This window comes from Amycolatopsis stemonae, from assembly GCF_054781455.1.
The window spans coordinates 79524-104592 of sequence record NZ_BAAGUJ010000023.1 but is presented as its reverse complement, the minus strand read 5'-3'; the positions used below and the strand labels follow the sequence as shown (position 1 = coordinate 104592).

Genomic DNA, 25069 nt, shown 5'->3' with positions numbered 1-25069 from the left:
TCGAGCGGTTTCGCCATGCACGAAAGCAGATCCACGCCCCGCTTGCCGGCGGATGCCGCGTGGTGGCCGGCGAACTGGAGCGTCCGCACCAAGATCAGCGTCGTGCTGCTGTTGCCCGTCCTGGTCGCGGTGGCGCTCGCCGAAGTCCGGATCCAGGGCGAGCTCGACCGGGCCACCGAGCTCAGCGCGGCCCGCGACCGCCTGCCGGTGCTGCGCGACACGGTCGAGCTGACCGCCTCGCTGGGCGAGGAGATGGTCGCCGCGGTGGCGGTCCCGGCGGGCGCGCCGAACACGCTGACCGCCGCCGTCGACGCCAAGGTGGCCGCGATCCAGCGCGACACCGGCTTCGCGCCGCTGCCCGCCGACACCGGCCGGGCGCTCAACACGGCGCTGGGCAAGCTCGCCGGGATCCGCGCGGCCGGGGCCGGCGGCGGCGACGTCCGCACGAAAGCCGCCGGCTACAACGACATCATCGCGACCCTCGGCGACCTCGTGCCCGCGATCGTGCCCGCCGACGTCGGCGGCGACACCGCGGAGACCACGCGGCTGCTGGTGCACCTCCGCGGAGAGCTGGCCACCGAAGAGACCTACGCGCGGGCGGCGCAGAACAGCCCGGAGGACGCGTCGCTGCGCGCGGCCGTCGTGCAGACGGTCGCCGAGCAGGAGGTGCTCGGCGAACAGGCGGAGCACCGGCTGAAGGGCGACCTCCTGGCCCGCTTCGGCGCGGCGATGAGCACCGGCGACAGCCGCCGCGAAGCCCTGCAGGATCCCGCGAACGGCGGCGCGGCACTCGCGTCCTTCCTGCCCTCGATCACCGCGGAGACCACCGGCGTCACCAATGTGCTCAACGACGTCGCGGCGTCGCTGTCCTCGGACGTGTCCTCCGCGGCCGACGACGCCCGCTCGGACTCCCTGCGCGACACGGCCCTGGTGCTGGGCTCGCTGCTCGGCGCGCTCGCCATCGCGCTGCTGGTCGTGCGGTCGCTCGTCACGCCGGTGCGCCGGCTGCGCGCGGCCGCCCTGCGCGCGGCGAACGAGCAGCTCCCCGAGACCGTCCGGCAGGTCCGCGAAGGCACGGAAGTCGACTGGCGCGCGGTGCCCACGGCCGGGATCCACACGGAAGAAGAGATCGGGCAGCTGGCCCACGCCTTCGACGACATGCACCGCCAGGCCGTCCGGCTCGCCGTCGAACAGGCCGAGCTGCGCAAGCAGGTCAGCGAGATGTTCATGACGCTGTCGCGGCGGAGCCAGTCGCTGGTCGAGCAGCAGCTGTCGATCATCGAAGACCTCGAGGCCGGCGAACAGGACCCGAACCGGCTCGACGAGCTGTTCCGCGTCGACCACATCGCCACCCGGCTGCGCCGCAACGGCGAGAACCTGCACGTGCTCGCGGGCGGCCGGCCGGTGCGCCACGGGCGGGAGCCGGTGCCGACGCGCGACCTGCTGCGCGCGGCGACGTCGGAGGTCAAGGACTACCGCCGGGTGGCGCTGGGCAACGCGCCGCGCAGCTCGGTGCAGCCCGAAGCGGCCGCGGACGTCGTGCACATCCTCGCCGAGCTGCTGGAGAACGCGACGCGGTTTTCCCCGCCGGAGCACAAGGTCGCGCTGACGGCCGACCGCGGCGCCGACGGCGGGCTCCTCATCGAGGTCGTCGACCAGGGCCTCGGCATGACGCCCGAGGAGCTCGCGTCGGTGAACGAACGCCTCGCCGCGGCGGCGACGGTCGGCCCGGAGACGACCCGGCGGATGGGCCTGTTCGTGGTCGGCAGGCTGGCCGCCCTGCACGGCGTCACGGTGCGGCTGCGCGCGACGGGGACGGGCCCGCGGCACGCGGGTGTCACGGCGAGCGTGCACGTGCCGGGGGCACTGGTGATCGCCGACCTGGCCCGCCCGATCGGCGCCGGCCGCATCGCCACGGCAGCCGCGTCCCGCAACGGCCACGCCCGCCCCCCGGTGGTGCCGGCCCAGGCCTCGACGCCGATCTTCGAGCAGGTGGTGACGAGCTGGTTCACCGAGCCGGCCGCGAAGCCGGCGTGGCCGCAGCGGGACAAGTCCCCGGCGGTGGAATGGCCGAAGCCGGCGGCGGAGCGCAGTGGTCCGGCCGCCCGGCTCTCCCCGGGAGAGCAGCCCGCCGTGGCCGATTCGCCCGGCCGGGAGGAAACTTCCGCGGCCGATCCGGTGGGCCGGAACGGAAAGCCCGTAACCGATCCGGCGCACCGGAACGGCAACTCCGCGGCGCGCCCGGCCGAGCCGCCTGCCGCGTCCGAACCTGCCCTCGGGAACGGAACCTCCGCCGCGCACCGCGCCGGGCAGGCCGCAACCGCGGAACCGGCCTCCGCCGACGAAACCCCGGCCGCCGCGCACACTCCGGCGTCGAACGAACCGGGCGCGATCCCGGCGGCCGACTGGCCCACCTCCGTCGAAAAGCCGGCTGCCCGGCCGGAAAAGCCCGCGGTCGGCGAATGGGACACCCCGGCCGACCGCGCGCGGCAGGCCGCCGAAAGCGCTCTCAAGCCCGCCGTTGCGCAGCAGCTCACCGAGGCCGGGCTGCCGACCCGGCGGCCGGGGGCGCAGCTCGCTCCCGGGGCCGTCTTCCCGCGCGTGCGCGCGCAGACCGGTGGTGCGTTCCGGGACGCCGCCGCCGTCCGCACCAGCCTGTCCCGGCACTACCAGGGGATGCGCGCGGCCCGGCAGGAGACCGCGGCCCGCGCCGAAGAATCCGGAAAGGACGAAGTGGATCCGCGATGACGGAACTTCCCGACGTGCACCCGAGACGTGCCGAATCCCGGGCCCTCAGCGGGACCCTGCCGTTCCCCGGCCCCGCCGCGCCGCCCGAGCGGACGGCGACGCTGAACTGGCTGGTCAACGGGTTCGTCCAGGACGTCTCGGGGGTCGCGCACGCCGTGCTGGTCTCGGCCGACGGCCTGCTCGTGGCGGCCGACGAGGCGCTGCCCCGCGAGCGCGCCGACCAGCTGGCGGCCATCGCCGCCGGGCTGTCGAGCCTGTCGCTGGGCACCGCGGAGCTGTTCACCGCCGGCCGGGTCGTGCAGTCGGTGATCGAGATGGAGCAGGGGTTCCTGCTGCTGATGAGCGTGGGCGACGGCTCCAACCTGGTCGTCCTCGCCTCGACCGGCTGCGACATCGGGCTGGTCGGCTACGAGATGACGATGCTGGTCGAGCGGGTGGGGCAGAAGGTCGACGTGCCCGCGCGCGAGGTGGCGCAGGACCGGCGGTGACCGACCAGCCGTCCGGCTTCGCCGGGGACGAGCCGCGCCGGAGCCCGGCGCTGGCCCGGCCCTACGCGTGGACCGAAGGCCGGACGGCACCGGCGGTCGAGATCGCCGTCGAGGCCCTCGTCGAAACCACGGCGGCGGGCCGGGCGGAGGCGCTCTACCACTCGTCGAGCGCGCTGGCGCAGGTCACCGAGCTGTGCGCCCGGCCCCGGTCGCTGATGGAGATCGCCGCGCTGCTGGCGCTGCCGCTCGGCGTGGTCCGGGTGCTCGTGTCGGACCTGATGCAGGACAACCTGGTGATCGTCCGCGACACGCTCACCGACACCTCCACCTGGGACGAGCGCCACGACCTGATGGAACGCGTGCTGCACGGGCTGCGCGACCTCTAGCACCGGGAAGGACTGATCATGGAGCACTTCGCGCTCGGGCACTGGCTGCTCGTGCTGGCGTACCTGACGTCGGTGGTCGGCTGCGCGCTCGGGCTGGCCTGCGCGGTCCAGGCCCGCCACGCGGCGAGCCCCGCCCACCGCATGCGCTGGCTGGTGCTGGCGGCGGTCTCGATCGGCGGCGTCGGCATCTGGCTGATGCACTTCGTCGCGATGCTCGGGTTCAGCACCCCGGGGATGCCGGTCCGCTACGACGTCTTCCGCACGGTGCTTTCGGCGATCCTGTCGGTGACGGCGGTGTTCGCGGGGCTCGTGGTGGTGGGCGGCCGCGCCAAGTTCGGCTGGTGGCGCCTCGCGCTGGGCGGCGTCATCACGGGCCTGGCGGTGAACGTCATGCACTACACGGGCATGTCGGGCCTGCGCGTGAAGGGCGACTTCACCTACGACGGCGGCCTGGTGGCGCTGTCGGTGGTGATCGCGGTGGTCGCGGCGACGGCGGCCCTGTGGTTCGCGGTCTTCCTGGACCGCCTCTCGCTGCGGCTGCTGGCGGGCTTCGTGATGGGCGCGGCGGTGACGGGCATGCACTACACGGGCATGGCGGCGGTCCGCATGCACATGGACATGAACGCCCCGGACCCGGCGGGCCTCGAGGTGTTTTCCTTCCTGTTCCCGGTGTTCGTCCTGGCGTCGATCGCGATGGCGGTCCCGCTGTGCGCGGTGCTGATGGCGCCGGCGGTGCGGCCGGAGGCCGTCGCCGGGGAGCGGGCGCCCGTCACGGTGTGAGCTGCGCGCGGACGGCCCGCGGGGAGCGTCCCCGCGGGCCGTCACCTCAGCCCCCTACAGGACGCACAACAGCGAACACGCCGTCGCCGAGGACCAGCCCGTGTGGGACGGCGGTGTTCCCGCCGGGGCGTTCGCCGGGACGTAGCTCGCCTTCGCCTGGTTCGTGATCGGGAACAGGCTCAGCAGTGCGTACGTCGAGCAGTACACCTGCTCTGACTGCCCGGCCGCCAGGGAGAACGGGCCCGTCCGGCACGACGGCTCCACGGTGTCCACGACCTGTGCGGACGTGATGCCGACCGGGCCGAGGTCGGTCACCGTGATCCGCCAGTACGCCGTCGCGTTCAGCAGGCCCAGCAGGCCCACGCCCGTCTGCTTCGCCCACGGTCCGGCGCCGCCCGGGCCGCACTTCGCGGCCGACGTCGAGGTGCAGATCTCCTTCTCCACCTTGACCTTCGGCGTGCACGACGCGCCCGGCGCGACCGGCAGCGTGACCGTGTTCGACGTGAACGCACCCGTCGAGTCGGTGCCCGTCGCCGTGTCCGCCACGGACGCCACCGCGCAGTCCGCGGAGATCGTCGTGCGGAAGCACACCTGCGGAGCGTCGCCCGCGTAGCCGACCACCAGCGACCCGCTGAAGCCGGTTCCGTTGTGCAGCAACAGGGTCGTCGTCACGGTGATCGACGGGTGGCCGGCCACGGAGACGCCGGTGAGGTCGACCGAGCCGTCCGGGGCGAAGCCCGGGGTCGGCACCGTCGCGCCGGCCTGGTCCACCACCGTCACCCGCGACGCCGCGAAGTCGACGTTCGCCGGGTCGACGCCGCTGAGCCGCGCCGCCGTGTAGCCCTGGACGTGCGAAGACCCGCCGTCACAGGAGAAATCGGCCGGCCGCAGCGTCACCTGGCCGCCGGAGCGGACGCACGGGGTGGCCCCGGTGGCCGGGTCCATCGAGAACAGCACGCCCGCGTCGCCCAGCCCGATCAGGCACCCGGACGGCGGGTCGTAGGTGTAGCCGTAGTCCCGGGTGGCCCCGCCGTTCACCGACGGGTGCGTGATCGGGCCGGGCAGGCCCGCGCACGCCGCGCCGGTCGTCCAGTCGTGGCAGAGCGCCGCGCCCGCGTAGCCGCCGTTCCAGATCGGCAGGTAGGTGCGGACGTGGCCGACGGGATCGGTGACGACCTCCGGCGGGAAGGCGTACACCCCGGCCGGCAGCGCGGCCGGGCCCGGCGGGGCCGCGAGCGCGGAACCGTCCAGGGCGTAGCACGTCGTGACGTCCGGCCCGCCGGTCGTCGTCGCGCACGCGCCCACCGGGGCGCCGCTCGGGTCGAAGGCCGTGTAGTCGTTGTAGCTGTAGTTGCCGGCCGGGCCCGTCGGCCGTGGAGCCGCCCAGCCGGCGCAGGCCGTGGCCGTCGCCGGGTCGAAGCAGCCGAGGGACGGCTGCTGCGCGGTGCCGGGGCTCGACGTCGACGCGAACACCTTGCCCGCCACCACGGTCAGCGCGCCGTAGACGTACGGCTGGGTGGCGGCCGGGACGATCGGCGCGTACGGCTGGCCGCCGCAGGCGCTCCTGCTGGCGATCGTCCAGCAGACGACGGCGCCGGAGCTGACGGTGCCGTACAGGTTGCCGCCGCTTTCCACGAAGCCGCCGATGCTGTTCACCGCCGGGGACCCGCCGGTGGGGGACAGCGCCCAGTACCCGCAGTTGGCCGCCGCGGCCAGGTCGAGGCAGCCGACGCCGACGGACGACGCCGTGACGGCGGGGTAGTAGACCCGCGCGGGCGTGGCGGGGTCGTGCACGTACTGCTCGACCATGGTGCTGGCGATGTCGCCGGCCCCGAGGGTGCCGAGCGGGCCGGGGGCGGTGTTGAGCACCTTGGGCCACGGGCCGCCCGGGCACCGCTGGCCGGTGGCGAGGTCGGTGCACACGACCTTCGGCGACGTCGCGCCCAGGTGGTGGTAGATGTTCCAGGCCTGCAGCGCGCCGGACGGGGTGCGGTGGAGGATCGGGGTGAAGCCGTCGCCGCCGGTCGCGGTCGTGACCGCCTGCACGGGCGGGGTGAGCGCGCCGGACACCGACGTCGCGTCGGGTCCGGCGTCCGGGTCCGTCGCGCGGACGGCGGTCACGCCGGACGCGGGTTCGGTGCCGGTGAAGGTGCTGCCGTCGGTGGACCACGACGGCGTCCAGCCGGGCGGCGCGTGCAGCGAACCGGACTGGAACGCCTGGCCCGCGCCGACGGCGTCGGTGATGGTGGCGGCGCCGGTCCCGGTGGCCTGGTCGTCGTAGCCGATGACCCAGTTCGCGGTGGCACCGTGGTCGGTGGGGGAACCGGTGCCCTGCACGGACTTCGTCAGCCCCGAGACGGTGGCGGCCTCGGCGGTGGCGGGCAGCGCGACGGCGGTGGCCGCGACGAGCACCAGGGGCAAGGCTGCTACCGGCATGCGTCTTCGCATGAACGGTCCTCGATTCTTGTGCGACGGAGGTTTCCGGGAATCGTTTCCCGGCCGAAGGAAAATCCTATGCGGCCCGGGTGAGACTCCTGAAGAGCTCTCACCCGGGCGCCGAAAAGGCGAAGCCAACAGCGCAGTTCGTCATCGGCACGCGATCATCGGCACCCCTTGTGACGAGGGGTTTCGGGGCCGGTGATCACCCGGTTGCCGTCACGGCGTCACTCGTTCGAGTAATGAGTGGACGCTAAAAAGCGCGTGGCAGGGGTTTCGGCGAAGATTTATTTTCCGGATGTGTGTCAGCCCGATTCGGCGTCGAAGCGGAGTTTCGACGTGATCCGGTACCGGTCACCCCGGTAGTACGACCGCGTCAGCTCGACCACCTGCCCGGTCGTGTCGCGCGTCAGGCGTTCGATGTGCAGGATCGGCGCGTACACGGCGATTTCCAGCAGCTCGGCCTGTTCGGGGTTGGTGACGGCCGGCTCGATCGTCTGCACCGCGTCCTGCACCACGATCCCGAACCGCTCGCGCAGCAGCCGGTAGAAGTTGCCCGACTCCAGGTCCGCGGGCGACAGCCCGGGCACCAGCGACGCCGGCAGGGCGAGCCGTTCGATCGCGATCGGCTCGTCGTCGACGTGGCGGACGCGCGTCACGCGCAGCACGGACGTTCCCGCGTCCCGCTCCAGCTCGGCCGCCAGGGACCGCGGCGCCGGGGCGATCGCGAACGCGACCACCCGGCTGGTCCAGTGCCCTTCCGCGGGTGGCACGGCGAGCCCGGTCGCGAGCTCCTGCGTCACCTTCTGCGGGCTGGTGAACGTGCCGCGGCCGCGCTGGCGGACCAGCAGCCCGGTGCGGGTCAGCTCGTCGATGGCCGCCCGCACGGTCGGGCGGGACACGCCCAGCTCGGCGGCCAGGTCGCGTTCGGAGGCCAGCCCGGTGCCCGGGCCGGCGTTTTCGATCACCTTCAGCAGGTGCCGCCGGACGCGGTCGCGCTTCACCGTCGGCGGGCGGTCCGCCGGTTCTTCACCCTTTTTTCGGGGGCTCTGGGTGGCGGAGCCCCCGGCCTGGGGCGGAGCCCCGGATGTCGCAGGGGTCAAGGCACCGTCTTCCCGGATACGGGGACCGCGCCGGCGAACCGGACGCGCTCCTTGGGCAGGGCGTCCAGGGCGCGCAGCCGTTCGAGGTGACCGGCCAGGCGCTCCCGGAATTCAGCATAACGGCGTCCCGGCGTCGACCACGCGCGCTCGGCCAGCGCGCACAGCCGCGGGAACGCCAGGTGCCGGACGTGGTCGGGGGTCGGCGCGTGCTCGGTCCACAGCTGGGCCTGTGTGCCGAGCACGCCGGGCCGGGTCCCGTCGCTGACCGGCAGCCCGCCCGCCAGGGGGTCGAAGCGGTAGACGTCCTCGAGGGTCGTGACGTCCTCGCGCGGGGGTTCGCCGGGTTCTTCGCTTTGCCGGTAGTCGAAGTACGTCGACGTGTGCGGCGCCATCACCACCTGGTGGCCGCGGGCGACGGCCGAAGCGCCGTCGGCGGCGTCGCGCCAGGCCGTGACGACCATTTCCGGGGGCAGCCGGCCGGCGGCGTGGCCGGTTTCGTCCCAGCAGACGGCCTGCCGTCCGAGGCCGGTCAGGAACCCGTGCAGCTCGCCGAGGAACCACGGGTGCAGCTCGGCCGTGTCCCGCAGCCCCAGCTCGGTGGCCTTGTCCCGCGCGACGGGGCTCGCCGCCCACTGCGTCGTGGGGCACTCGTCGCCGCCGATGTGCAGGTGCCGGGCCGGGAAGACGTCCGCGACCTGCGTGAGCACCTCGCGGCAGAAGGCGAACGCGCCGTCGTGGACGCCGAGGATGTCGGGGCTGATCCCCCAGGAGGTCCACACCGGCAGCGGCGTGTCCGGCCGGTTGCCCAGCTCGGGGTAGGCGGCCAGCGCCGCGCGCACGTGCCCGGGCAGGTCGATCTCGGGCACGATCCGCACGCCGCGGTCGGCCGCGAAGGCGACCAGTCCGCGCAGTTCGCGCTGGGTGTAGAAGCCGCCGTGGGGGACGCCGTCGAAGACGTCGCTGCCCGCCGCCCCGACCATCGACTCCGCTCGCCACGCGCCGACTTCGGTCAGCCGGGGCCGGCCGTCGATCTCGATCCGCCAGCCCTGGTCGTCGGTGAGGTGCAGGTGCAGCACGTTGTACTTGTGCAGCGCCAGGAGATCGACGAACTCGCGCAGGAACTCCAGCGGCAGGAAGTGCCGGGCGACGTCCAGGAGCACGCCCCGCCACGGCAGTCTCGGCGAGTCGCGGATGTGCAGGCACGGCAGCCGCGGCGGGCTGTGCAACGGCACCAGCTGCCGGATCGTCTGGACCCCGTTGCGCAGCCCGGCTTCGGTGGACGCCGTCAGGAGCGCGCTCACCGGCGTGACGTCCAGCTCGTAGCCCTCGAGGCCCAGCTTCGCCTGCGGTACCAGCTCGACGCGGATCGCGGGGCCGTGCCGGAGCGCCGGCCGGGCCAGGTACCCGGCGAGCAGCCGGGCGGCCCGCTCGGCGCCGTGGTTCGCGAGCACGCGCAGGCCGCCCGCGGGCGCGAAGGAACCGGCGCGGCGCGTCAGGCGCACGGGGTGGGGGATCAGCATCAGCCCTTCACCGCGCCCGCGGTCATGCCTTCGACGAGGTGGCGCTGCACCAGCGCGAAGAAGACGACGACGGGCAGCGCGAACAGCGTCGACGCGGCGATGAGCCCGCCGTAGTCGGTGCCCGTGCTGGTGCTGAACGACACCAGCCACACCGGCAGCGTGTAGCCGGAACTGTCCTTCATGATCACGTAGGCGAACAGGAAGTCGTTCCACGCGGTGATGAACGCGAACACGCTGGTCGCGATCAGCCCGGGCAGCACGAGTGGCAGCAGCACCGAGCGCATGACCCGGGCGCGCGTCGCGCCGTCGACCATCGCGGCCTCCTCCAGTTCGACGGGGATGCCGTGCAGGAACCCGCGCAGCGTCCAGATCGTGAACGGCAGCACGAGCGCCACGTACGTCAGGACGAGCCCGGACAGCGTGTCCAGCAGGTGCGCGCTCTTCAGGCTCAGGAACAACGGGATGACCAAAGCGGGCACCGGCACCATCTGCAGCACCAGCACGCCGATCAGGAAACTGCGCCGCCCGAAGAACCGGAAGCGCGTCAACGCCGTCGCGGCCAGGAAGGCGACCACTACGGACAGGGCGACGACCGCGACGACGACCACGACGCTGTTGAGGAGGTCCGGCACGAACCCCGGTTTGGCGAGGGCGTCGGCGAAGTTGCCGAAGGTGAGGTCGAACGGCAGGAACTCCGGTGTGGGCTGGAGGATCTTGCCCGCGGGCTTGAACGCCGTGAGCACCATCCAGTAGACCGGGAAGATCCACACGAGACAGAAGAGGACCGCCGTGGCGTTGCGGCCGAACCGCCGGATCACAGGTCCTCCCCGGAACGGACGAGCCGGCGCACGTACACGGCCGTCATGCCGACGAGCAGCGCGACCGAGACGACGGCGATCGCCGCGCCCTGCCCGAAGTCGTTGTGGCTGAAGGCGCGGGTGAACGTCCAGATGCCCAGCGTCGTGGTGCCTTCGCCCGGCCCGCCCTGGGTGAGGATCCAGATCTGGTTGAACACGGTGAAGTCCCAGATCACCGAGAGGATCGTGACCAGCCCGAGGATCGGCTGCAGGAACGGGACCGTGATGGTGCGGTGGACCCGCCACGGCCCGGCACCGTCGAGGGCGGCGGCTTCGTAGTAGGAGCGCGGGATCTGCGAAAGGCCCGCGTAGAGCGTGAGCGCGACGAACGGCACGGACTGCCACACGACCAGCAGCCAGACCAGGGTGAACGCCGACGCGGGCGACGTCGTCCAGTCGTGCTGGGTGAGGTCGCCGAAGCCGAGCCGCGTCAGCAGCCAGTTGACCACGCCGTAGCCGGGCTGGAAGAGCCACTGCCAGACCAAAGTGGACGCCACGTTCGGCAGCGCCCACGCCGCGATCAGGCACAGGGTGACGGCGGTGCGCATGCCGCGGCCCAGGCGCCGCAGCAGGAGCGCGACGCCGAACCCGATCACGAGCGTGCCCGCGACGAGCGCCGCGCAGAACCCGACGCTGCGCGCGAGGACCGGCAGCAGGTGGTCGTCCCCGAGGACCGCGGCGTAGTTGTCCCAGCCCGCGAAGGTCGTCGTCCCGGTGAACAGCGACCGCAGGCCGTACTGCTGCGTCGAGATGACGACGAGCCGCACGAGCGGGTAGCCCAGGACGAGCCCGAGCAGGACGACCGCGGGCAGGAGGAGGCCGTAGGGCAGCAGCGAGCGTCGCCGGCGTGGCGTGGCCGGTCTTTCCGGGGCCGCGGGCGGCGCTTTCTCGAGCAACACGGGGACTCCTTCGCGGGAAGGGGCGGGGTGGCCCGGTTGGGGACGGCAGTCGGCCGGGCCACACCGCCGGTCAGTGGGCGTTCAGCGCCTCGGTCAGGTGGGCGTCGAAGTCCTTCGCGGCGTCGGCGATGCTTCGGCGCCCGGTGGCGATGTCGGCGAAGAAGGTGTTGATGGACTTGTCGCTTTCGATGGTCGCCCAGCCCGGGGTGGCCGGGGTCGCGACGCTCGTCTTGGCGGCGGTGGCGAACGCGCCGGCGACCGGCGAAAGGGCGGGCGTCACCTGGTCGATCAGCTCGGTCGAGATCGGGGTCCAGCCGTCGATGCCGACGATCGCGTCGCGTTGCACGGCCGGGTCGGTCGCGGCCTTGAGGTAGGCGAGCGCGAGGTCCTGGTTGCGGCTCTTGGCCGCCACGGCCAGGTCGGACCCGCCGAGGAACACCGGCTGCGTCTTCCCGGGCGTGGCGCTGGGGAAGGGGAACGTGCCCAGGCGGTCCTTCAGCTCCGGCTTGTTCTTGACCACCGTGTTGACGCTCGTGTCGAGGATCGCGCCGGCACCGCCGGAGGAGAAGATCGCGGCCTGGTCGGGTGCCTTGGTGTCGACGTTGCGGGACGCGGCCGAGGAGTAGGTGTTCTGGAAGTCCTTCCACGCCTGCAGGCCCTGGTGCGCCTCGGGGCTTTCCAGGGCCCCGGCCCACTTGCCGTCCTTCTGTACGGCGAGCCGGCCGCCGGCGTCCCAGACGAACTGCAGTGCGCCGTACCAGTACTTGCCGGGGAAGTGGAAGGGGGAGTAGTCGGGGGCGGGGTGCTTGGCCTTGAGCTTGTCGAGGTCCTGGGTGAGCTCGGTGAACGTCTTCGGCGGCGCGGTGATCCCGGCGTCGGCCCAGGCCTGCTTGTCGTAGATGACCGCGCGGTTGCCGGCGAACAGCGGCGCGGCGTAGAGGTGACCGTCCACAGTGGCCGGACCGGCGAGGCCGGGCAGCCAGGTGGTCCCGGCGGCGAGCTCGGCGCGGTGCGCGTTCAGGTCGGTCAGCGCGCCGTTGGCGGCGAAGAGCGGGACGTCGGTGTTGCCGATCTCGATGACGTCCGGCGTGGTGTCCTGGGCCAGCGCCGTGCTGATCTTGGTGTTGATGTTGTCCCATTCCTGGATCTGCACGGTGACCTTGGCGCCGGTGGCCTTCTCGAAGGCGGCGCCGATCGCCGCGGTGGCCTTGTCGCTCAGGTCGCCGTTCATCAGCCAGACGGTGAGCGTGCCGCCCTGCGCGGGGGCGGCGGGGGTGTCGGTCCCGCAGGCACCGGCGGTCAGGGCGGTGACGGCCAGCACGGCGGCGAGTGTGCTTCTGCGCACGGGGAACTCCTGGGAGGGCGGCGGAAGGGGGCGGGAGGGTGCGTCAGCAGTGGCCGAGGTCGGCCCATTGCGCGGTGAGCCCGGGCTCGGAACCCTGGGTCCACCAGTTCGCCTGCCAGAGGTGCGCGTTGTGCTTCACGCGCTGGCCGCCGAGGTACACGGTGCCCCAGTCCCACTCGGGCGCCGTCGAGCAGTCGGCGGGCTGGGACGGTGTGGTGGGCGTCGCCGGGGTCGTGGGCGTGGTCGGCTTGGTGGTCGTGGTCGGCGGCGGGCTCGTCGGCGTGGTGCAGCCGTTGACCGTGTCCACATGGGACGTCCCGGCCGTCCGGTACTGGCCGGCCTTGGCGACCGCGTCCGCGGGCGACACGACCTGGTTGCCCGCGTAGTACGTCCAGTCGACCTGCTCGGTGTACACGCTGTTCCCGCCGGCGTGGCCCGCCGTGTCGATGAACCACATGTTGTAGTTGATCGACATCGGCGTCCGCGGGTACACCGGGTCGCCCTGCGCGTCGGTGGTGTGGTCCGCGGTCAGGACGCCGTCGATGTAGTACTTCACGTGCCCGCCCGACACCTGCGTGACGATGTCGTGCCAGCCGTCGAAGCTGCGGTTCTGCGCGGTGGACGTGCGCAGGCCGTCCCACGTCGGGTTGTTCCAGTAGGTGTACCAGCTGGTCTGGTAGTCGGCGGTCGGGCCGCCCCAGCCACCGTTGGGCAGGTACTCGGAGAAGTCCAGCTCGCTGTAGAGCGGGTCGCGGTCGTACCGCAGCGGCGAGATCGTGAAGTACGTTTCGTTGACGTGGTCGCCGTCGGTGCCGCTGTCCGGCGCGTCGGTGAAGCGGACCCGGCTCGCGTACGTGCCTTCGAGGAACCGCAACTGGTTCTGGTACATCTCGGAGTGCGTGGTGCCCGCTGCGCTCCCGTCCGTGCCGGCGGCGAGCTGGGCCACGCGGTCGCCGTTCACGGTCGGGAAGGTGACGTTGCTCGTGAGCCAGCGCGCGCCGGGCACGCCCGGGCTGCCGACGTCGTTGCGGGTGGTCCAGCCGGCGCCGCTGAACGCGGAGTCGGTGGGCGAGGCGTAGTGGAAGTCGTCGAACAGCACTCCGCAGTCGGCCGCCGCGGCCGAGGGGCTCGCGGCGGCCCCGCCGGAGAGGATCAGGGCCGTCGCGGCCACGGTCGCGACGCTCGTCAACGCTGCTGTGGTGGTCCGGATTCTGGGGGACATGGGTCTCCTCCTGGGGATGGCCGTCCGCCGGAGCTCTGATTGGTCTAGACGAATCAGTGGCGAGGACTCTCCTCCTGACCATTGGTAAAGTCAAGACGGCCGCAGAACTTACCTTTGGTAATTTCTGGCCCGCCGCGTTTGAGCCTGGCGGGACCGGGGTAAAGGCCTTCACGTGGACGAGCCGGTCTCCACCTGGCAGCTCTACCAATCGCTCGCGGCGACGTGGTCCGCGATGGCGGTCGGCAACGAGGAGACGTCCGCGCGCACCGACGACCCGAGCCGGGCGGCGATGTTCTCCCGGCGCGCGCTCCGGGCCCACGCCCACTCCCGGCGTCTGCAGGCCGAAGCCGACCGGCTCCGCCTCCTCCGCGACCCGGCCTGGTGAAAATGCCCTCGGCGGCGATGTCGAGTTACCGTCTTCCCGTTCGTCATCCCTGGTGACGGTGCCGGACGAAGGAGCGCACGTGCTGTACATGCTGCTGATCTACAACTGCGAACGCCCCGAACCGGGCGACCCCGGGTTCGAGGGGGCACTGGCCGCCGTGAACGCCTTCGCCGACGAGTGCCGGCGGCGCGGGGTGTTCGTCTCGGGGCACCCCCTGCAGGGCGAGCACACCGCCACGACCGTCACGGTCAAGGACGGCCGGACGCTCGTCACCGACGGGCCCTTCGCCGAGACCCACGAGCACCTCGGCGGGGTGTACGTGTTCGACTGCCGGGACCTCGACGAGGCCTTGGAGCTGGCCGCGTTGTGCCCGATGGCGTCGCAGGGTTCGATCGAAGTCCGGCCCGTCGCCGGGGTGCCGGGGCTGGACCACCGGACCGTCCGTGGCTGATGCGGCCGCCGACGTCGTCGAGCGCGTCTACCGCGAAGACCGCGCCCGGCTGCTCGCCGCGCTGGTCCGGGTGCTCGGCGACTTCGAACTGGCCGAGGACGCCCTGCAGGACGCGGTCGCGCGGGCCCTGCGGACCTGGGAGACGACCGTTCCGGACGACCCGGCGGCCTGGCTGCTGACCGCGGCGCGCAACAGTGCCGTCGACCGGATCCGCCGCGCCCGCGTCGGGCAGGCGAAGCTCGCCCGGGTCGCCGCGGGCGAGAGCGGGGTGAAAACGGTGACCCTGCCGGACGACCGGCTCGCCGGGGTCGGTGACGACCGGCTGAGCCTGCTCTTCACGTGCTGCCACCCGGCCCTGGCCGAAGACGCGCGAGTGGCGTTGACGCTCCAGGCGGTCGCCGGCCTGACCGCGGCCCAGATCGCACGGCTGTTCCTGGTCACCGAGCCGGCGCTGGCCCAGCGACTGGTGCGGGCGAAGCGCAAGATCCGCGACGCGGGCATCTCGCTGAGCGTCCCGCCGGACCACCTGCTGCCCGACCGCCTCGCCGGCGTCCTGGCGGTGATCTACCTCGTCTTCACCCGTGGCTACGCGTCACCCTCGGGACGCGGGCTCCGGCGCGAGGCGATCCGGCTGGCGAAGCTGCTGGCCGCGTTGATGCCCGACGAGCCGGAGACGCTCGGCCTGGTCGCGCTGCTCCTGCTGCAGGACTCGCGTTCGGCGGCCCGCTACACGCCCGCCGGTGACGTCGTCCTGCTCGAAGACCAGGACCGCACCCGCTGGGACCGGGCCGAGATCGCGGAGGCGCTCGGCGTCCTCGGCCGGGCCCTGCGCCACGGGACGGTCGGGCAGTACCAGCTGCAGGCGGCGATCGCGGCGCAGCACGCCCAGGCGCGCGCGGCCGCCGACACCGACTGGGCCCAGATCGCCGGCCTCTACGCGCAGCTGCGGACGCTCGCGCCGTCGCCCGTGGTGGCGCTCAACCACGCCGTGGCCGTCGCGATGGCCGACGGACCGGCGACCGGGCTCGCCCTGGTCGAGGCGATCGGCGGCCTCGACCGCTACCACCTCTGGCACGCCGCTCGCGCGGACCTGCTGCGCCGCCTCGGCCGGCCCGAGGACGCCGTCGCCGCCTACCGCGTCGCCCGCGACCTGGCCGAAGCCCCGGCCGACCACCGCTTCCTCACCGCTCGCCTGCGCGAACTGGAGTCCTGATGCGACTGTCCATCCTGGACCACGGCCACCGGCGCCGAGCCCGGCTCTTCATGGCCGTCACGGGCAAGCTGTCCGGCGTGCCGAGCCCGGACATCGTCAAACTGCTGCTGTACCGCCCGGGGTTCCTGACCCGCCCGTTGCTGGAGCTGACCGCACCCGCGATGCGCGGCGCCTCGTACTGGACGGCGGCCGAGCGCGAATACCTGGCGATGAGCACGGCCCGGGTGCACGAGTGCCCGTTCTGCCTGGTGACGCACGCCGAGCTGACCCGCATCGCGGGCCACGGCGAGATCGACCCCGACCACCCGGCCGGCGCCCGCCCGGAACTGCTTGCGGTGCAGGGATTCATCGAGGACGTCTCCCGCGACGCCGTGCCGGATCCCGCACCCCTGCGCGATGTGCCGCCGCATGCGGTGCTGGAGGCGTTGAACGTCAACCTGGTGTGGAACATCGTCAACCGCCTGGCCAACGCGTTCGGTTTCGAGCTGCTGGACGGCCAGCTGAAAACGGGCACCAGGGCATTGCATCGCGCGGGTTACCGGTTCCCGGGTTTCCTGCTCGCCGATGGCCCCGACGATCTGCGCAAAAGCGTTTTCGAGCAGCCGGCATCGACGCCGCCGGAGTTGCGCCGAGCGGCGGCGACGGGGGAGGGCCTGGAGGAGCCGTGGCGGACGTATGCGGCATTGGTCCGGGACGCTTCGCACCGGGTGACCGACGACGATGTCCAGCGGCTGACCGGCGCGGGGAGGTCGGAGGACGAGATCTTCGAGGTCACCGTGGCGGCGGTCGGTGCGGCGCTGCGCAGCTTCGACGCGGGCCGCGCCGCAACCAGCTGACGGCCGCCCGGAAACAACGCGACGCCCGTCTGCAGGCATGTTCGACGACCGGCACGACCCGGACTCCCGAGTCAGACCGCGGCGGGCTCGGCGGCGGTCCGCTGGACCCGCGACGGCCGGGTCCGCGGGCCGAACACCGCCAGCACCACCGCGCCCACGAGCCACGTCCCGGCGATGAACAGGAACACGCTCTGGTACCCGCTGCCGTTGTACAGCGCGGCGACGATCAGCGGGCCGGCGGCGTTCGACAACCGGCCGAGCCCGTACGACACTCCGGTGCCCAGCGAGCGGCCCCGGGTGTCGAACAGCTCCGGCGAGTACGCGTAGCCCAAGGCCGTGTAGCCGCGCTCGAACATGTTCACCAGGAACCCGAAGACCACGATCAGGACCGGGTTGAACGTGAGCCCGTAGAACAGGCCGCACAACGCGATGACCGCGCCGAAGGCGACCAGGCACCACTTGCGTTCGAACCGGTCGGTCACCAGCGCGGCCAGGTAGGAGCCCAGCGGCGCGCCGACCGTCGTGAGGGCCACGTAGAACACCGACTTCTCGACGCTGAAGCCTTCCTTGGCCAGCAGCGTCGGCGCCCAGCTCGAGTAGCCGAAGAAGCCGATCGTCTGCGTCACCCAGAGAACCGTCAGCAGCAACGTGGGCAGCAGGTACTTCTTCTTGAGCAGCAACCGCAGCGGCGCCTTGGAGACCGGGGCCTCGTCGACGGGCGGCGCCGGCTCGGGCAGCGGGCCCTTCTCGGCCGCGACGCGCTCCTCGATCTCCCGCAGCACGGCGTCGGCCTCGGCGTGCCGGCCGCGGCTTTCGTACCAGCGCGGCGATTCCTTCAGCTGACGGGTGAACAGCACCAGCAGCACGCCGAGCGCGCCCCACAGGTACACCAGCCGCCACGACCACGAGGTGATCGGCACCACCGCGCTGGCGATCAGGTTCGTCACGGGCGTGCCGCAGATGCCGATCACGATCGCGTAGGCCTGGTACTTGCCGCGGCTGGCCGCCGGGTACAGCTCGTTGACGTAGATGACCGCGACGACCGTCATCGCCGACAGCCCGGCCGACGTCAGGACGCGGAACACGCCCAGCGACACGACGTCCCAGGAGAACACGGCGGCGAACGAGAAGACGCCGAACCACACCGTGGTCCACATCAGCGCCTTCTTGCGGCCGAACCGGTCGGCGAGCGTGCTCGCGACGATCGAGCCGAAGAACATCCCGACGAACGACAGCGAGGTCACGTAGGCGACCTGGTCGACCGTCACGCCCCAGAGCTTGATGAGCTTGGGTGCGGTGGTGGCGAAGCTGTTGATGTCCGCGAACTCGAAGAAGTAGGCGAACGAGACGGCGAGCAGGGTGACCTTGTGGAACCGCGAGATCGGCAGGCGGTTCAGCCGGTTGAGCGCGTTGGCGTGCTGCATTGCATGCCCTTCGGGGGATTCAGGCGGTTTCGCCGGGCCAGTAGAGGCGCATCGGGTTGTCGACGAGCAGTTTTCGTTGCAGCTCGGCGGTTTCGGCCACCTGCCGGACGTGGTCGACTAGGAGGCCGTCGTCGGGCATGTGGTCCTTGAGGTTCGGGTGCGGCCAGTCGGTGCCCCAGAGCACCCGGTCGGGGAACTCGGTGACGACGCGCCGGGCGAAGGGCACGACGTCGGTGTAGGCGTGCCGTTCGCCGTCGAGAGCCGGGGGACCGGTGACGGTGAGGCGCTCGGGGCAGCTCACCTTCACCCAGACGTCGTTGCGGTCGACGAACGCCAGGAAGCGGTCGAACTCCTTGCCGTCGACGGGTTTCGTGACGTCGGGGCGTCCCATGTGGTCGATCACGAGCGGCACCGGGAGCGTGTCGAAGAACCCTTCCAGCTCGGGCAGGTCCGCGGCCTCGAAGTAAAGCACGACGTGCCAGCCGAGCGGCGCGATCTTCTTCGCGATCGTGCTCAAGTCCTCCTTGGGCGACGCGTCGACGAGCCGCTTCACGAAGTTGAACCGCACACCGCGCACGCCCGCTTCGTCGAGCTCCCGGAGGTCTTTTTCGCTCGTGCCGGGACGGACGGTCGCGACCCCGCGCGCCCGGCCCCGCGCCGAGCGGACGGCGTCGACCATCGCGGAGTTGTCGGCGCCGTGGCAGGTCGCCTGCACGATGACGTTGCGCGCGACGCCGAGGTGGTCCCGCAGGGCAAAGAGCTGGTCCTTGCTCGCGTCGCACGGCGTGTACTTGCGCTGCGGCGCGAACGGGAACTCCCGCTGCGGGCCGAAGACGTGGCAGTGGGCGTCGACGGTGCCGTGGGGCAGCGTGAAGTCCGGTTTGGACGGCCCGGCGCACCAGTCCAGCCAGCCGGGCGTCTTGGGCGCCGTCACCGGCCCTGTCCTTTGAGGAGCGCGTCCAGTCGCGGGTAGACGCGGCGGGTGTTGTGCTCGCGGATCGCGGCCCAGTCCTCTTCGGACAGTTTGGCGGCTTCGGCGTACCGGCGGGTGTCGTCGAACGGGTGCCCGGTGCGCGGGTCGACACTGCGGACGGCGCCGATCATCTCCGACGCGAAGAGGATGTTGCGCGCCGGGATGACGTCGAAGAGCAGGTCCGAGCCCGGCTGGTGGTAGACGCAGGTGTCGAAGAAGACGTTGTTCATCAGGTGGTCTTCCAGTTCCGGCTTGCCCAGCGCCATCGCGAGGCCGCGGAACCGGCCCCAGTGGTAGGGCACCGCGCCGCCGCCGTGCGGGATGACCAGCCGCAGCGTGGGGAAGTCGGTGAACAGGTCGCCCTGCACGAGCTGCATGAACGCGGTCGTGTCGGCGTTGAGGTAGTGCGCGCCGGTGGTGTGGAACGCCGGGTTGACGCTGGTACTGACGTGCACCATGGCCGGGATGTCGTACTCGACCATCTTCTCGTAGATCGGGTACCACGACCGGTCGGTGAGCGGCGGCGCCGTCCAGTGCCCGCCGCTGGGGTCGGGGTTGAGGTTGAGCGCGACGGCGCCGTACTCCTCGACGCAGCGCGTCAGCTCGGGGACGCAGGTGGCCGGGTCGACACCCGGCGACTGCGGCAGCATCGCGGCCGGTGCGAACCGTTCCGGGTAGAGCGTGCTGACGCGGTGGCAGAGCTCGTTGCAGATCGCCGCCCACGCTTGTGAGGTTGCGAAGTCCCCGATGTGGTGGGCCATGAACGACGCGCGCGGGGAGAAGATCGTCAGGTCGATGCCGCGCTCGTCCATCAGGCGCAGCTGGTTCGGTTCGATCGTCTCGCGCAGCTCGTCGTCGCTGATGCGCAGGTCGGCGCGCGCGGGGGCGGCGCCGGGGTCGTCCAGCGCCGCGATCTGCTGGTCGCGCCACGCCGCGAGGGCGGGAGGCGCGGTCGTGTAGTGGCCGTGGCAGTCGATGATCAAGGTGGTTCCTCGTCGCTCCGCATGCTTGATACTCGCACACTAATCGTCGAAGAAATTGTTGACAATATCTGCGACGAGGTTGTGACTATGGGGTCGCCACCGTGAGCGCCCCGTGACTGCGCTTGGCCGGCCCTCGGGCGCGGCCTCCCGGGTCCGGACGGACGCCGCGTGAGAGACTGCGCCGGAGCCGCCGGGGCCTGAAGGCGCACCGTGGGGGCGGTCAGCCGAGACCGAGGACGTCATGACTAATCCGCAGTATCCCGGGCAGCAGCCGTATCCCTCTGGTGGCTTTCCCGCGCAGCCTGGTCCGGCGCAGCCGTATCCGGCGCCCTCGGGTGGTTTCCCCGGGCAGCCGGGTCCGGGGCAGCCTTCGAGTGGTTTCCCCGGGCAGCCCGATCCAGGGCAGCCGTCGAGTGGTTTCCCCGGGCAGCCTGATCCAGGGCAGCCGTCGAGTGGGTTTGCCGCGCAGCCCGGTCCGGCCCAGCCGTATCCGGCGCCTTCCGGTGGTTTCCCAGCGCAGCCCGGTCCGGGGCAGCAGCCGTACCCCGCCCAGCCCGGCGCGGGGCTCCAGCCGTACGCACCTTCGGGTGGTTTCCCCGGTCAGCAGCCGTACCCGGGCGGGTTCGCTCAGCCGTACCCGCAGGCGCCCTACCCCGGCTACGGGATGCAGCCGAAGCCGAGCGGGGTCACCGCGATCATCGCCGGCGTCCTGGCCGTGCTCGGCGGGCTGTTCGCGGTTTTCGGCGTGATCGCCGGTGTAATCGGGATCGTCAGCCTCGGGTTCGTGCATTGGCTGTTCATCCTCGCCCTGGTCGAGGACGCGATCCTCGTCGGGACGCTGCTGCCCGGCGGCATCCTCCTGTTCCTGCGCAAGCCGATGGGCCGGATCCTCACGATCGTCGGCAGCGCGTTCGCCATCCTGAACGCCGTCGTGACGGTCGTGCTCAACGTGGTCGGGTTCGGCAGCTTCAGCCCGGGGCTGGTCGCGGCCGGGTCGATCCTCGGGCTGCTGCTCGCCGTGCTGCCGGCCGGGACCACGCTCGTCCTCGCGATCGTGAAGCCGACCGCGGTCTGGTGCGGCGGTTCCGCTCGATGAGCCCGCTCAGCCGCTGACCGGCGCCCGGCCCGCGGCGGGCGTCGTCGAGGAATCAGCTATGCGCGCAAGCTGGTCGCGAGCCGCGCCGGCGACGTCGGCCCGCACGCCGAGCTCGCCGAGCATCTCGGCGGCGGCCGCCATCTCGGAAGTCCGGCGGACGGCGTGCTTGAAGGAGCCGTCGACGAGCCTGTCCACAGTGGACGCGCTCGCGGCGGTGAGCTCGTCGACGATGATCTTCCGCAGCCAGTCTTCGCAGCCCGCGGCGCGCGCGGCCTGAAGCGCCTCGACCACGGCGGCCGACATGCCCTTGAAGAAGACGCTGCGCAGGAGCTTGCGCTCGGCGGCGAGCCCGGCGTCGCCGGCCATGACCTCGACCGCGGCGCCGAAGGAGTTCAACAGCGTCGCGACGGCCTCGGCGGCCGCACCGGTGGCGAGCATCGGCACGCGCAGCCCGCGCCCCGGGACGGGCGCCATGATCGCGATGTCGGCAAAGGGCACCCCACGCGCCGCGGCGATCGCGGCCAGCTTGCGCTTGGTACCGGGGGAGGCGGTGTTGAGATCGGCCCAGACGGCGCCGGGCCGCAGTCCGCCAAGCCCGGCTTCCAGCGCGTCGGCGGCGGCGGAGGCGCTGTTCACGCTGAGCACCAGGTCGGCGCCATCGGCGGCCTCGGCTTCGGAGCCGGTGAGCACGATGTCCCAGGTGGCAGGCTCGGCAGTCGCTTCCGTGTTGCCTGTCGCGCCGGGTTTGGCGGTGCCTGCTGCGGAAGTCGCTCCAGTGTTGCCGGTCGCGCCAGGTTTGGCGGTGTCCGCTCCGGTGTTGCCGGTTGTGCCGGGTTTGGCGGTGTCCGCCGCGGTGCGTTCGGTGCTCGCATCCGTGGCATTGCGCGCGTCGGCAACCGCGCCGCGGGTGGCGGGAACTAGCGGGTCGTAGCCGCGGACGGTGGCTCCCGCGGCGGCCAGGTCGCGGGCGAGCGCGCTGCCCGCCTCGCCCAGTCCCAGTACCGCGATGGTTCCGGACATAGCAAAATCCTCTCTACAAGCTACGATCGAGTACACGATGTGCTCGACAAAATTGTCAACAAACGGCGTTTTTCCTACCAACGGAGTCGGGGTATGACCGAAAGTGCTGCGGACCGGCAGCCGGGGGAGCGTTCGGTGGTGGCGGCCATCCGGGACGCCATCGTCCGCGGCGAGTTCGTGCCCAACCAGCGGCTGGTGGAGGCGGACCTGTCGGCCCAGTTCGCCGCGAGCCGCGCGACCGTGCGGGCCGCGCTGATCGAGCTGACCAACGAAGGCCTGGTCGAGCGGGTGCAGAACCGCGGCGCGCGGGTGCGCGCGGTGTCGCTGGAGGAGGCCGTCGAGATCTCCGAGGTCCGCATGATGCTGGAGTCGCTGTGCGCGGCGAAGGCGGCGGAGCGCGTCTCCGACGCCGAGGTCGGCGAGCTGAAGGAGCTCGGTGAGCTGATGCAGCAGGCGGTCGCCGGCGGGGACGTCGTCGGGTACTCGGGCCTCAACCAGCGGCTGCACCGCCGCGTCCGCGAGATCAGCGGCCAGCAGACGGCGGCGCAGGTCCTGGAGCGGCTGCGGGGCCAGAGCGTGCGGCACCAGTTCCGCCTCGCGATGCGACCGGGGCGCCCGCAGGTCTCGCTCCCGGAGCATCTGGCGATCATCGACGCGATCTGCGCGAACGACCCCGATCGAGCCGCCGAGGCCGCGCGGGTGCACTTGGCGAGCGTGATCGAAGCCCTCAAGGCGGCCGACGCTGCGGAGGTCTCGCACCTGCGCCCTTGACGCGGAGTGGAATGGCTGACGCCGCCGAGGGGCCGCGCCTCGCTGGGCGGCCTGGCTCGTGCCGCGGAGGAGCCGCGCGTGGCTGGCTGGGTGGCGTGGCCGATGCTGCGGGGAGTTCGCGCCTGACTGGGGTGGCGTGGCTCGTGCCGTGGAGGAATCGCGCGTGGCTGGCTGGCTGGCCTGGCCGATGCTGCGGGGAGTTCGCGGCTGGCTGGGTGGCGTGGCCGATGCTGCGGAGGGTTCGCGCCTGACTGGGGTGGCGTGGCTGACACTGCGGAACGTTCGCCTCCTCGCGCCCACTTGACCGCAAGCTTGCGCACCAAAATTGTTGACAATTTCGTCGACCGAACCGTACCGTATCCGGTATGAAGCCCGTCATCGTCACTGATCCGCCGCGTGCCGAGCTCGAGCAGGTGACTCGGCTGGCCGACTACGGCGTTGCCACCGTTCACGAAGCTCTCGGGCGCTCCGGGCTGCTCGGGCCGGACCTGCGGCCGATCCAGGACGGGGCGCGGATCGGCGGCACCGCCGTCACCGTGCTCTGCTGGCCCGGGGACAACCTCATGATCCACGCGGCCGTCGAGCAGTGCCGGGAAGGCGATGTCCTCGTCGTCACCACCACTTCGCCCTGCCGGGACGGGCTTTTCGGCGAGCTCTTCGCCACCGCCCTGAAGTACCGCGGTGTCCGGGGGCTCGTCATCGACACCGGCGTCCGGGACGTCGCCGACCTGCGGGCCCTCGGTTTTCCCGTGTGGTCCGCCGCCGTCAGTGCGCAGGGCACCGTCAAGGCGACCGCCGGCGCCGTCAACGTGCCCGTCGTCATCGGGGGGCAGCTGATCCGGCCCGGCGACGCCGTTCTCGCCGACGACGACGGCGTCATGCGGGTGCGCCGTGAAGATGTCCGAATCGGACTCGAGGCCTCGAAGGCCCGGCTCGAAAAGGAAGCCGCCGCAAGGGAAGCGTTCGCGCAGGGTCAGCTCGGCCTGGATCGGTACGGGCTCCGCGAAAAGCTCGAAGCGCTCGGCGTCCGGTACCTGACCGCCGAAGAGTACGAAAAGGAGCAGGCATGACCGGCGTGCGCTGCATGCTCATGCGCGGGGGGACGTCGAAGGGCGCCTACTTCCTCGCCGGCGACCTCCCCGGAGACCCGGCCGCGCGCGACGATCTGCTGATGCGGATCATGGGCACCCCGGACCCGCGCCAGCTCGACGGCCTCGGCGGGGCGCAGCCCGTCACCAGCAAGGTCGCCGTCGTGTCCAAAGCGGACGATCCCGGCCACGACGTCGACTACCTCTTCCTGCAGCTCGGCGTCGAGGAGGCGACCGTCTCCGACCGTCAGACCTGCGGCAACCTCCTGGCCGGCGTCGGGCAGTTCGCCGTCGAACGCGGGCTCGTGCCCGCCGGGCCGGAGCGCACCACCGTGCGCGTTCGGCTGCTCAACACCGGCACCGTCGCCGTCTCGACCTTCGCCACGCCCGGCGGCGAGGTCGACTACAGCGGGGACACGGCCATCTCGGGCGTGCCCGGCACCGCCGCCCCCGTCGAGCTCGACTTCACCGAAACCGAAGGGTCCGTGTGCGGCAGCCTGCTGCCCACCGGCAACGTCCGCGACGACGTCGGCGGGATCGCCGTGTCCTGTGTGGACAACGGCATGCCGGTGGTCGTGGCGCGCGCGGAAGACCTCGGCATCACCGGGTACGAGCCGGTCGAAGAGCTGGCCGGTTCCGCGCTCGCCGAGCGGATCGACGCGCTGCGCGTCGAGGCCGGGAAGCTGATGGGCCTCGGCGACGTGCGCGGCTCGTCGATCCCGAAGACCACTCTCGTCGCGGCGCCTGGCGACGGCGGCGCGATCTGCACCCGGACGTTCATCCCCGTCAAGCCGCACCCGTCGATCGGCGTCCTCGGCGGCGTCAGCGTCGTCACGGCCTTGCTGCTCGACGGCGCCGTCGGGCACGAGCTGCTCGAAGCCGGCGGCGGGCCCGTCCAGATCGAGCACCCGAGCGGCAAGCTCGCCGTGGCGATCGAGTTCGACGGGGCCCGCGTCCGCCGGTCGACCGTGATCCGCACCGCCCGGAAGCTGTTCGACGGCACCGTCTTTCCCCGTCCCTGAGGCGCCTGCCCACGGCTCCGGCT

Annotated in this window: 23 protein-coding genes; 12 read left to right on the top strand and 11 right to left on the bottom strand. The window is 72.1% G+C overall.

Features of this window, described 5'->3' with window-relative positions; all coding sequences use genetic code 11:
* Positions 1-15 precede the first annotated feature (15 nt).
* The 4 genes from ACYVLJ_RS44675 to ACYVLJ_RS44660 are packed head-to-tail and all read left to right on the top strand — an operon-like array spanning position 16 to position 4402.
* Positions 16-2748 carry a sensor histidine kinase gene (locus ACYVLJ_RS44675; protein WP_460443265.1) on the top strand — a complete coding sequence of 911 codons (2733 nt, stop codon included), beginning with the start codon at positions 16-18 and terminating at the stop codon, positions 2746-2748.
* Positions 2745-3236 (top strand): roadblock/LC7 domain-containing protein, encoded by a 492-nt coding sequence (locus ACYVLJ_RS44670; protein ID WP_451976257.1) that lies wholly within the window; start codon positions 2745-2747, stop codon positions 3234-3236. The genes ACYVLJ_RS44675 and ACYVLJ_RS44670 overlap by 4 nt, the downstream gene beginning before the upstream one ends.
* A complete protein-coding gene (locus ACYVLJ_RS44665; protein ID WP_451976260.1) occupies positions 3233-3622 on the top strand; it encodes a DUF742 domain-containing protein in 390 nt (129 codons plus the stop codon). Before ACYVLJ_RS44670 ends, ACYVLJ_RS44665 begins: the two co-directional genes overlap by 4 nt.
* Before the next feature lie 18 nt (positions 3623-3640).
* Complete coding sequence (locus tag ACYVLJ_RS44660; protein WP_451976263.1) at positions 3641-4402, top strand: MHYT domain-containing protein; 762 nt, start codon at positions 3641-3643, stop codon at positions 4400-4402.
* Between the two features lie 54 nt (positions 4403-4456).
* Here ACYVLJ_RS44660 and ACYVLJ_RS44655 read toward each other — a convergent pair whose 3' ends face one another.
* The 7 genes from ACYVLJ_RS44655 to ACYVLJ_RS44625 all read right to left on the bottom strand — a co-directional run bounded on the left by ACYVLJ_RS44655 (position 4457) and on the right by ACYVLJ_RS44625 (position 13784).
* Positions 4457-6850, bottom strand: coding sequence for a DUF7617 domain-containing protein (locus tag ACYVLJ_RS44655; protein ID WP_460443264.1), 2394 nt, complete (start codon positions 6848-6850; stop codon positions 4457-4459).
* Between the two features lie 293 nt (positions 6851-7143).
* A complete protein-coding gene (locus ACYVLJ_RS44650; protein WP_451976272.1) occupies positions 7144-7842 on the bottom strand; it encodes a GntR family transcriptional regulator in 699 nt (232 codons plus the stop codon).
* 95 nt (positions 7843-7937) lie between these two features.
* Positions 7938-9461: a beta-N-acetylhexosaminidase gene (locus ACYVLJ_RS44645; protein ID WP_460443263.1), complete on the bottom strand. Its 1524-nt coding sequence runs from the start codon at positions 9459-9461 to the stop codon at positions 7938-7940.
* Positions 9461-10279, bottom strand: a complete 819-nt coding sequence (locus ACYVLJ_RS44640) for a carbohydrate ABC transporter permease (protein WP_460443262.1) — start codon at positions 10277-10279, stop codon at positions 9461-9463. Before ACYVLJ_RS44640 ends, ACYVLJ_RS44645 begins: the two co-directional genes overlap by 1 nt.
* Positions 10276-11217, bottom strand: coding sequence for a carbohydrate ABC transporter permease (locus tag ACYVLJ_RS44635; protein ID WP_460443261.1), 942 nt, complete (start codon positions 11215-11217; stop codon positions 10276-10278). Before ACYVLJ_RS44635 ends, ACYVLJ_RS44640 begins: the two co-directional genes overlap by 4 nt.
* 70 nt (positions 11218-11287) lie before the next feature.
* Positions 11288-12562: a type 2 periplasmic-binding domain-containing protein gene (locus ACYVLJ_RS44630; protein ID WP_460443260.1), complete on the bottom strand. Its 1275-nt coding sequence runs from the start codon at positions 12560-12562 to the stop codon at positions 11288-11290.
* A 43-nt stretch (positions 12563-12605) separates the two neighbouring features.
* Positions 12606-13784, bottom strand: coding sequence for a carbohydrate-binding protein (locus tag ACYVLJ_RS44625; protein ID WP_460443259.1), 1179 nt, complete (start codon positions 13782-13784; stop codon positions 12606-12608).
* Between the two features lie 172 nt (positions 13785-13956).
* Here ACYVLJ_RS44625 and ACYVLJ_RS44620 point away from each other — a divergent pair, with 172 nt between their 5' ends.
* The 4 genes from ACYVLJ_RS44620 (at position 13957) to ACYVLJ_RS44605 (ending at position 16669) form a co-directional block, all read left to right on the top strand.
* A complete protein-coding gene (locus ACYVLJ_RS44620; RefSeq protein WP_460443258.1) occupies positions 13957-14169 on the top strand; it encodes a hypothetical protein in 213 nt (70 codons plus the stop codon).
* A gap of 79 nt (positions 14170-14248) precedes the next feature.
* Positions 14249-14620 (top strand): YciI family protein, encoded by a 372-nt coding sequence (locus ACYVLJ_RS44615; RefSeq protein ID WP_451976294.1) that lies wholly within the window; start codon positions 14249-14251, stop codon positions 14618-14620.
* The gene (locus tag ACYVLJ_RS44610; protein ID WP_460443257.1) at positions 14613-15833 is read left to right on the top strand and encodes an RNA polymerase sigma factor; all 1221 of its coding nucleotides are present in this window, start codon (positions 14613-14615) and stop codon (positions 15831-15833) included. The genes ACYVLJ_RS44615 and ACYVLJ_RS44610 overlap by 8 nt, the downstream gene beginning before the upstream one ends.
* On the top strand, positions 15833-16669 hold the full coding sequence (locus ACYVLJ_RS44605; RefSeq protein WP_460443256.1) for a carboxymuconolactone decarboxylase family protein: 837 nt from the start codon (positions 15833-15835) through the stop codon (positions 16667-16669). Before ACYVLJ_RS44610 ends, ACYVLJ_RS44605 begins: the two co-directional genes overlap by 1 nt.
* Positions 16670-16740: 71 nt before the next feature.
* Here ACYVLJ_RS44605 and ACYVLJ_RS44600 read toward each other — a convergent pair whose 3' ends face one another.
* Genes ACYVLJ_RS44600 through ACYVLJ_RS44590 form a run of 3 tightly spaced genes read right to left on the bottom strand, consistent with a single transcriptional unit; the run spans position 16741 to position 20049 of the window.
* Positions 16741-18093: an MFS transporter gene (locus ACYVLJ_RS44600; RefSeq protein WP_460443255.1), complete on the bottom strand. Its 1353-nt coding sequence runs from the start codon at positions 18091-18093 to the stop codon at positions 16741-16743.
* 19 nt (positions 18094-18112) lie between these two features.
* Positions 18113-19027: an amidohydrolase family protein gene (locus ACYVLJ_RS44595; RefSeq protein ID WP_460443254.1), complete on the bottom strand. Its 915-nt coding sequence runs from the start codon at positions 19025-19027 to the stop codon at positions 18113-18115.
* Complete coding sequence (locus ACYVLJ_RS44590; RefSeq protein WP_460443253.1) at positions 19024-20049, bottom strand: amidohydrolase family protein; 1026 nt, start codon at positions 20047-20049, stop codon at positions 19024-19026. The genes ACYVLJ_RS44595 and ACYVLJ_RS44590 overlap by 4 nt, the downstream gene beginning before the upstream one ends.
* Before the next feature lie 664 nt (positions 20050-20713).
* On the opposite strand from ACYVLJ_RS44590, the gene ACYVLJ_RS44585 reads away from it, so the two are divergent.
* A complete protein-coding gene (locus tag ACYVLJ_RS44585) occupies positions 20714-21145 on the top strand; it encodes a hypothetical protein (protein ID WP_460443252.1) in 432 nt (143 codons plus the stop codon).
* A gap of 6 nt (positions 21146-21151) precedes the next feature.
* Here ACYVLJ_RS44585 and ACYVLJ_RS44580 read toward each other — a convergent pair whose 3' ends face one another.
* Positions 21152-22165 carry an NAD(P)-dependent oxidoreductase gene (locus tag ACYVLJ_RS44580; RefSeq protein WP_460443251.1) on the bottom strand — a complete coding sequence of 338 codons (1014 nt, stop codon included), beginning with the start codon at positions 22163-22165 and terminating at the stop codon, positions 21152-21154.
* A gap of 93 nt (positions 22166-22258) precedes the next feature.
* Here ACYVLJ_RS44580 and ACYVLJ_RS44575 point away from each other — a divergent pair, with 93 nt between their 5' ends.
* The 3 genes from ACYVLJ_RS44575 to ACYVLJ_RS44565 all read left to right on the top strand — a co-directional run bounded on the left by ACYVLJ_RS44575 (position 22259) and on the right by ACYVLJ_RS44565 (position 25046).
* Positions 22259-22936, top strand: a complete 678-nt coding sequence (locus ACYVLJ_RS44575) for a GntR family transcriptional regulator (RefSeq protein WP_451976316.1) — start codon at positions 22259-22261, stop codon at positions 22934-22936.
* A 365-nt stretch (positions 22937-23301) separates the two neighbouring features.
* Entirely contained in the window at positions 23302-24006 is a 705-nt protein-coding gene (locus ACYVLJ_RS44570) for an RraA family protein (RefSeq protein WP_460443250.1), read from the top strand.
* Positions 24003-25046 (top strand): 2-methylaconitate cis-trans isomerase PrpF family protein, encoded by a 1044-nt coding sequence (locus ACYVLJ_RS44565; RefSeq protein WP_460443249.1) that lies wholly within the window; start codon positions 24003-24005, stop codon positions 25044-25046. The genes ACYVLJ_RS44570 and ACYVLJ_RS44565 overlap by 4 nt, the downstream gene beginning before the upstream one ends.
* Positions 25047-25069 lie beyond the last annotated feature (23 nt).

Excerpts from the sequence above, each read along its gene's own strand:
- ACYVLJ_RS44675 (WP_460443265.1), top strand. The coding sequence starts at position 16 with ATGCACGAAAGCAGATCCACGCCCCGCTTGCCGGCGGATGCCGCGTGG.
- ACYVLJ_RS44670 (WP_451976257.1), top strand. The coding sequence starts at position 2,745 with ATGACGGAACTTCCCGACGTGCACCCGAGACGTGCCGAATCCCGGGCC.
- ACYVLJ_RS44660 (WP_451976263.1), top strand. The coding sequence starts at position 3,641 with ATGGAGCACTTCGCGCTCGGGCACTGGCTGCTCGTGCTGGCGTACCTG.
- ACYVLJ_RS44655 (WP_460443264.1), bottom strand. The coding sequence starts at position 6,850 with ATGCGAAGACGCATGCCGGTAGCAGCCTTGCCCCTGGTGCTCGTCGCG.
- ACYVLJ_RS44645 (WP_460443263.1), bottom strand. The coding sequence starts at position 9,461 with ATGCTGATCCCCCACCCCGTGCGCCTGACGCGCCGCGCCGGTTCCTTC.
- ACYVLJ_RS44625 (WP_460443259.1), bottom strand. The coding sequence starts at position 13,784 with ATGTCCCCCAGAATCCGGACCACCACAGCAGCGTTGACGAGCGTCGCG.
- ACYVLJ_RS44605 (WP_460443256.1), top strand. The coding sequence starts at position 15,833 with ATGCGACTGTCCATCCTGGACCACGGCCACCGGCGCCGAGCCCGGCTC.
- ACYVLJ_RS44600 (WP_460443255.1), bottom strand. The coding sequence starts at position 18,093 with ATGCAGCACGCCAACGCGCTCAACCGGCTGAACCGCCTGCCGATCTCG.
- ACYVLJ_RS44585 (WP_460443252.1), top strand. The coding sequence starts at position 20,714 with ATGCAGCCGAAGCCGAGCGGGGTCACCGCGATCATCGCCGGCGTCCTG.
- ACYVLJ_RS44580 (WP_460443251.1), bottom strand. The coding sequence starts at position 22,165 with ATGTCCGGAACCATCGCGGTACTGGGACTGGGCGAGGCGGGCAGCGCG.
- ACYVLJ_RS44575 (WP_451976316.1), top strand. The coding sequence starts at position 22,259 with ATGACCGAAAGTGCTGCGGACCGGCAGCCGGGGGAGCGTTCGGTGGTG.
- ACYVLJ_RS44570 (WP_460443250.1), top strand. The coding sequence starts at position 23,302 with ATGAAGCCCGTCATCGTCACTGATCCGCCGCGTGCCGAGCTCGAGCAG.
- ACYVLJ_RS44565 (WP_460443249.1), top strand. The coding sequence starts at position 24,003 with ATGACCGGCGTGCGCTGCATGCTCATGCGCGGGGGGACGTCGAAGGGC.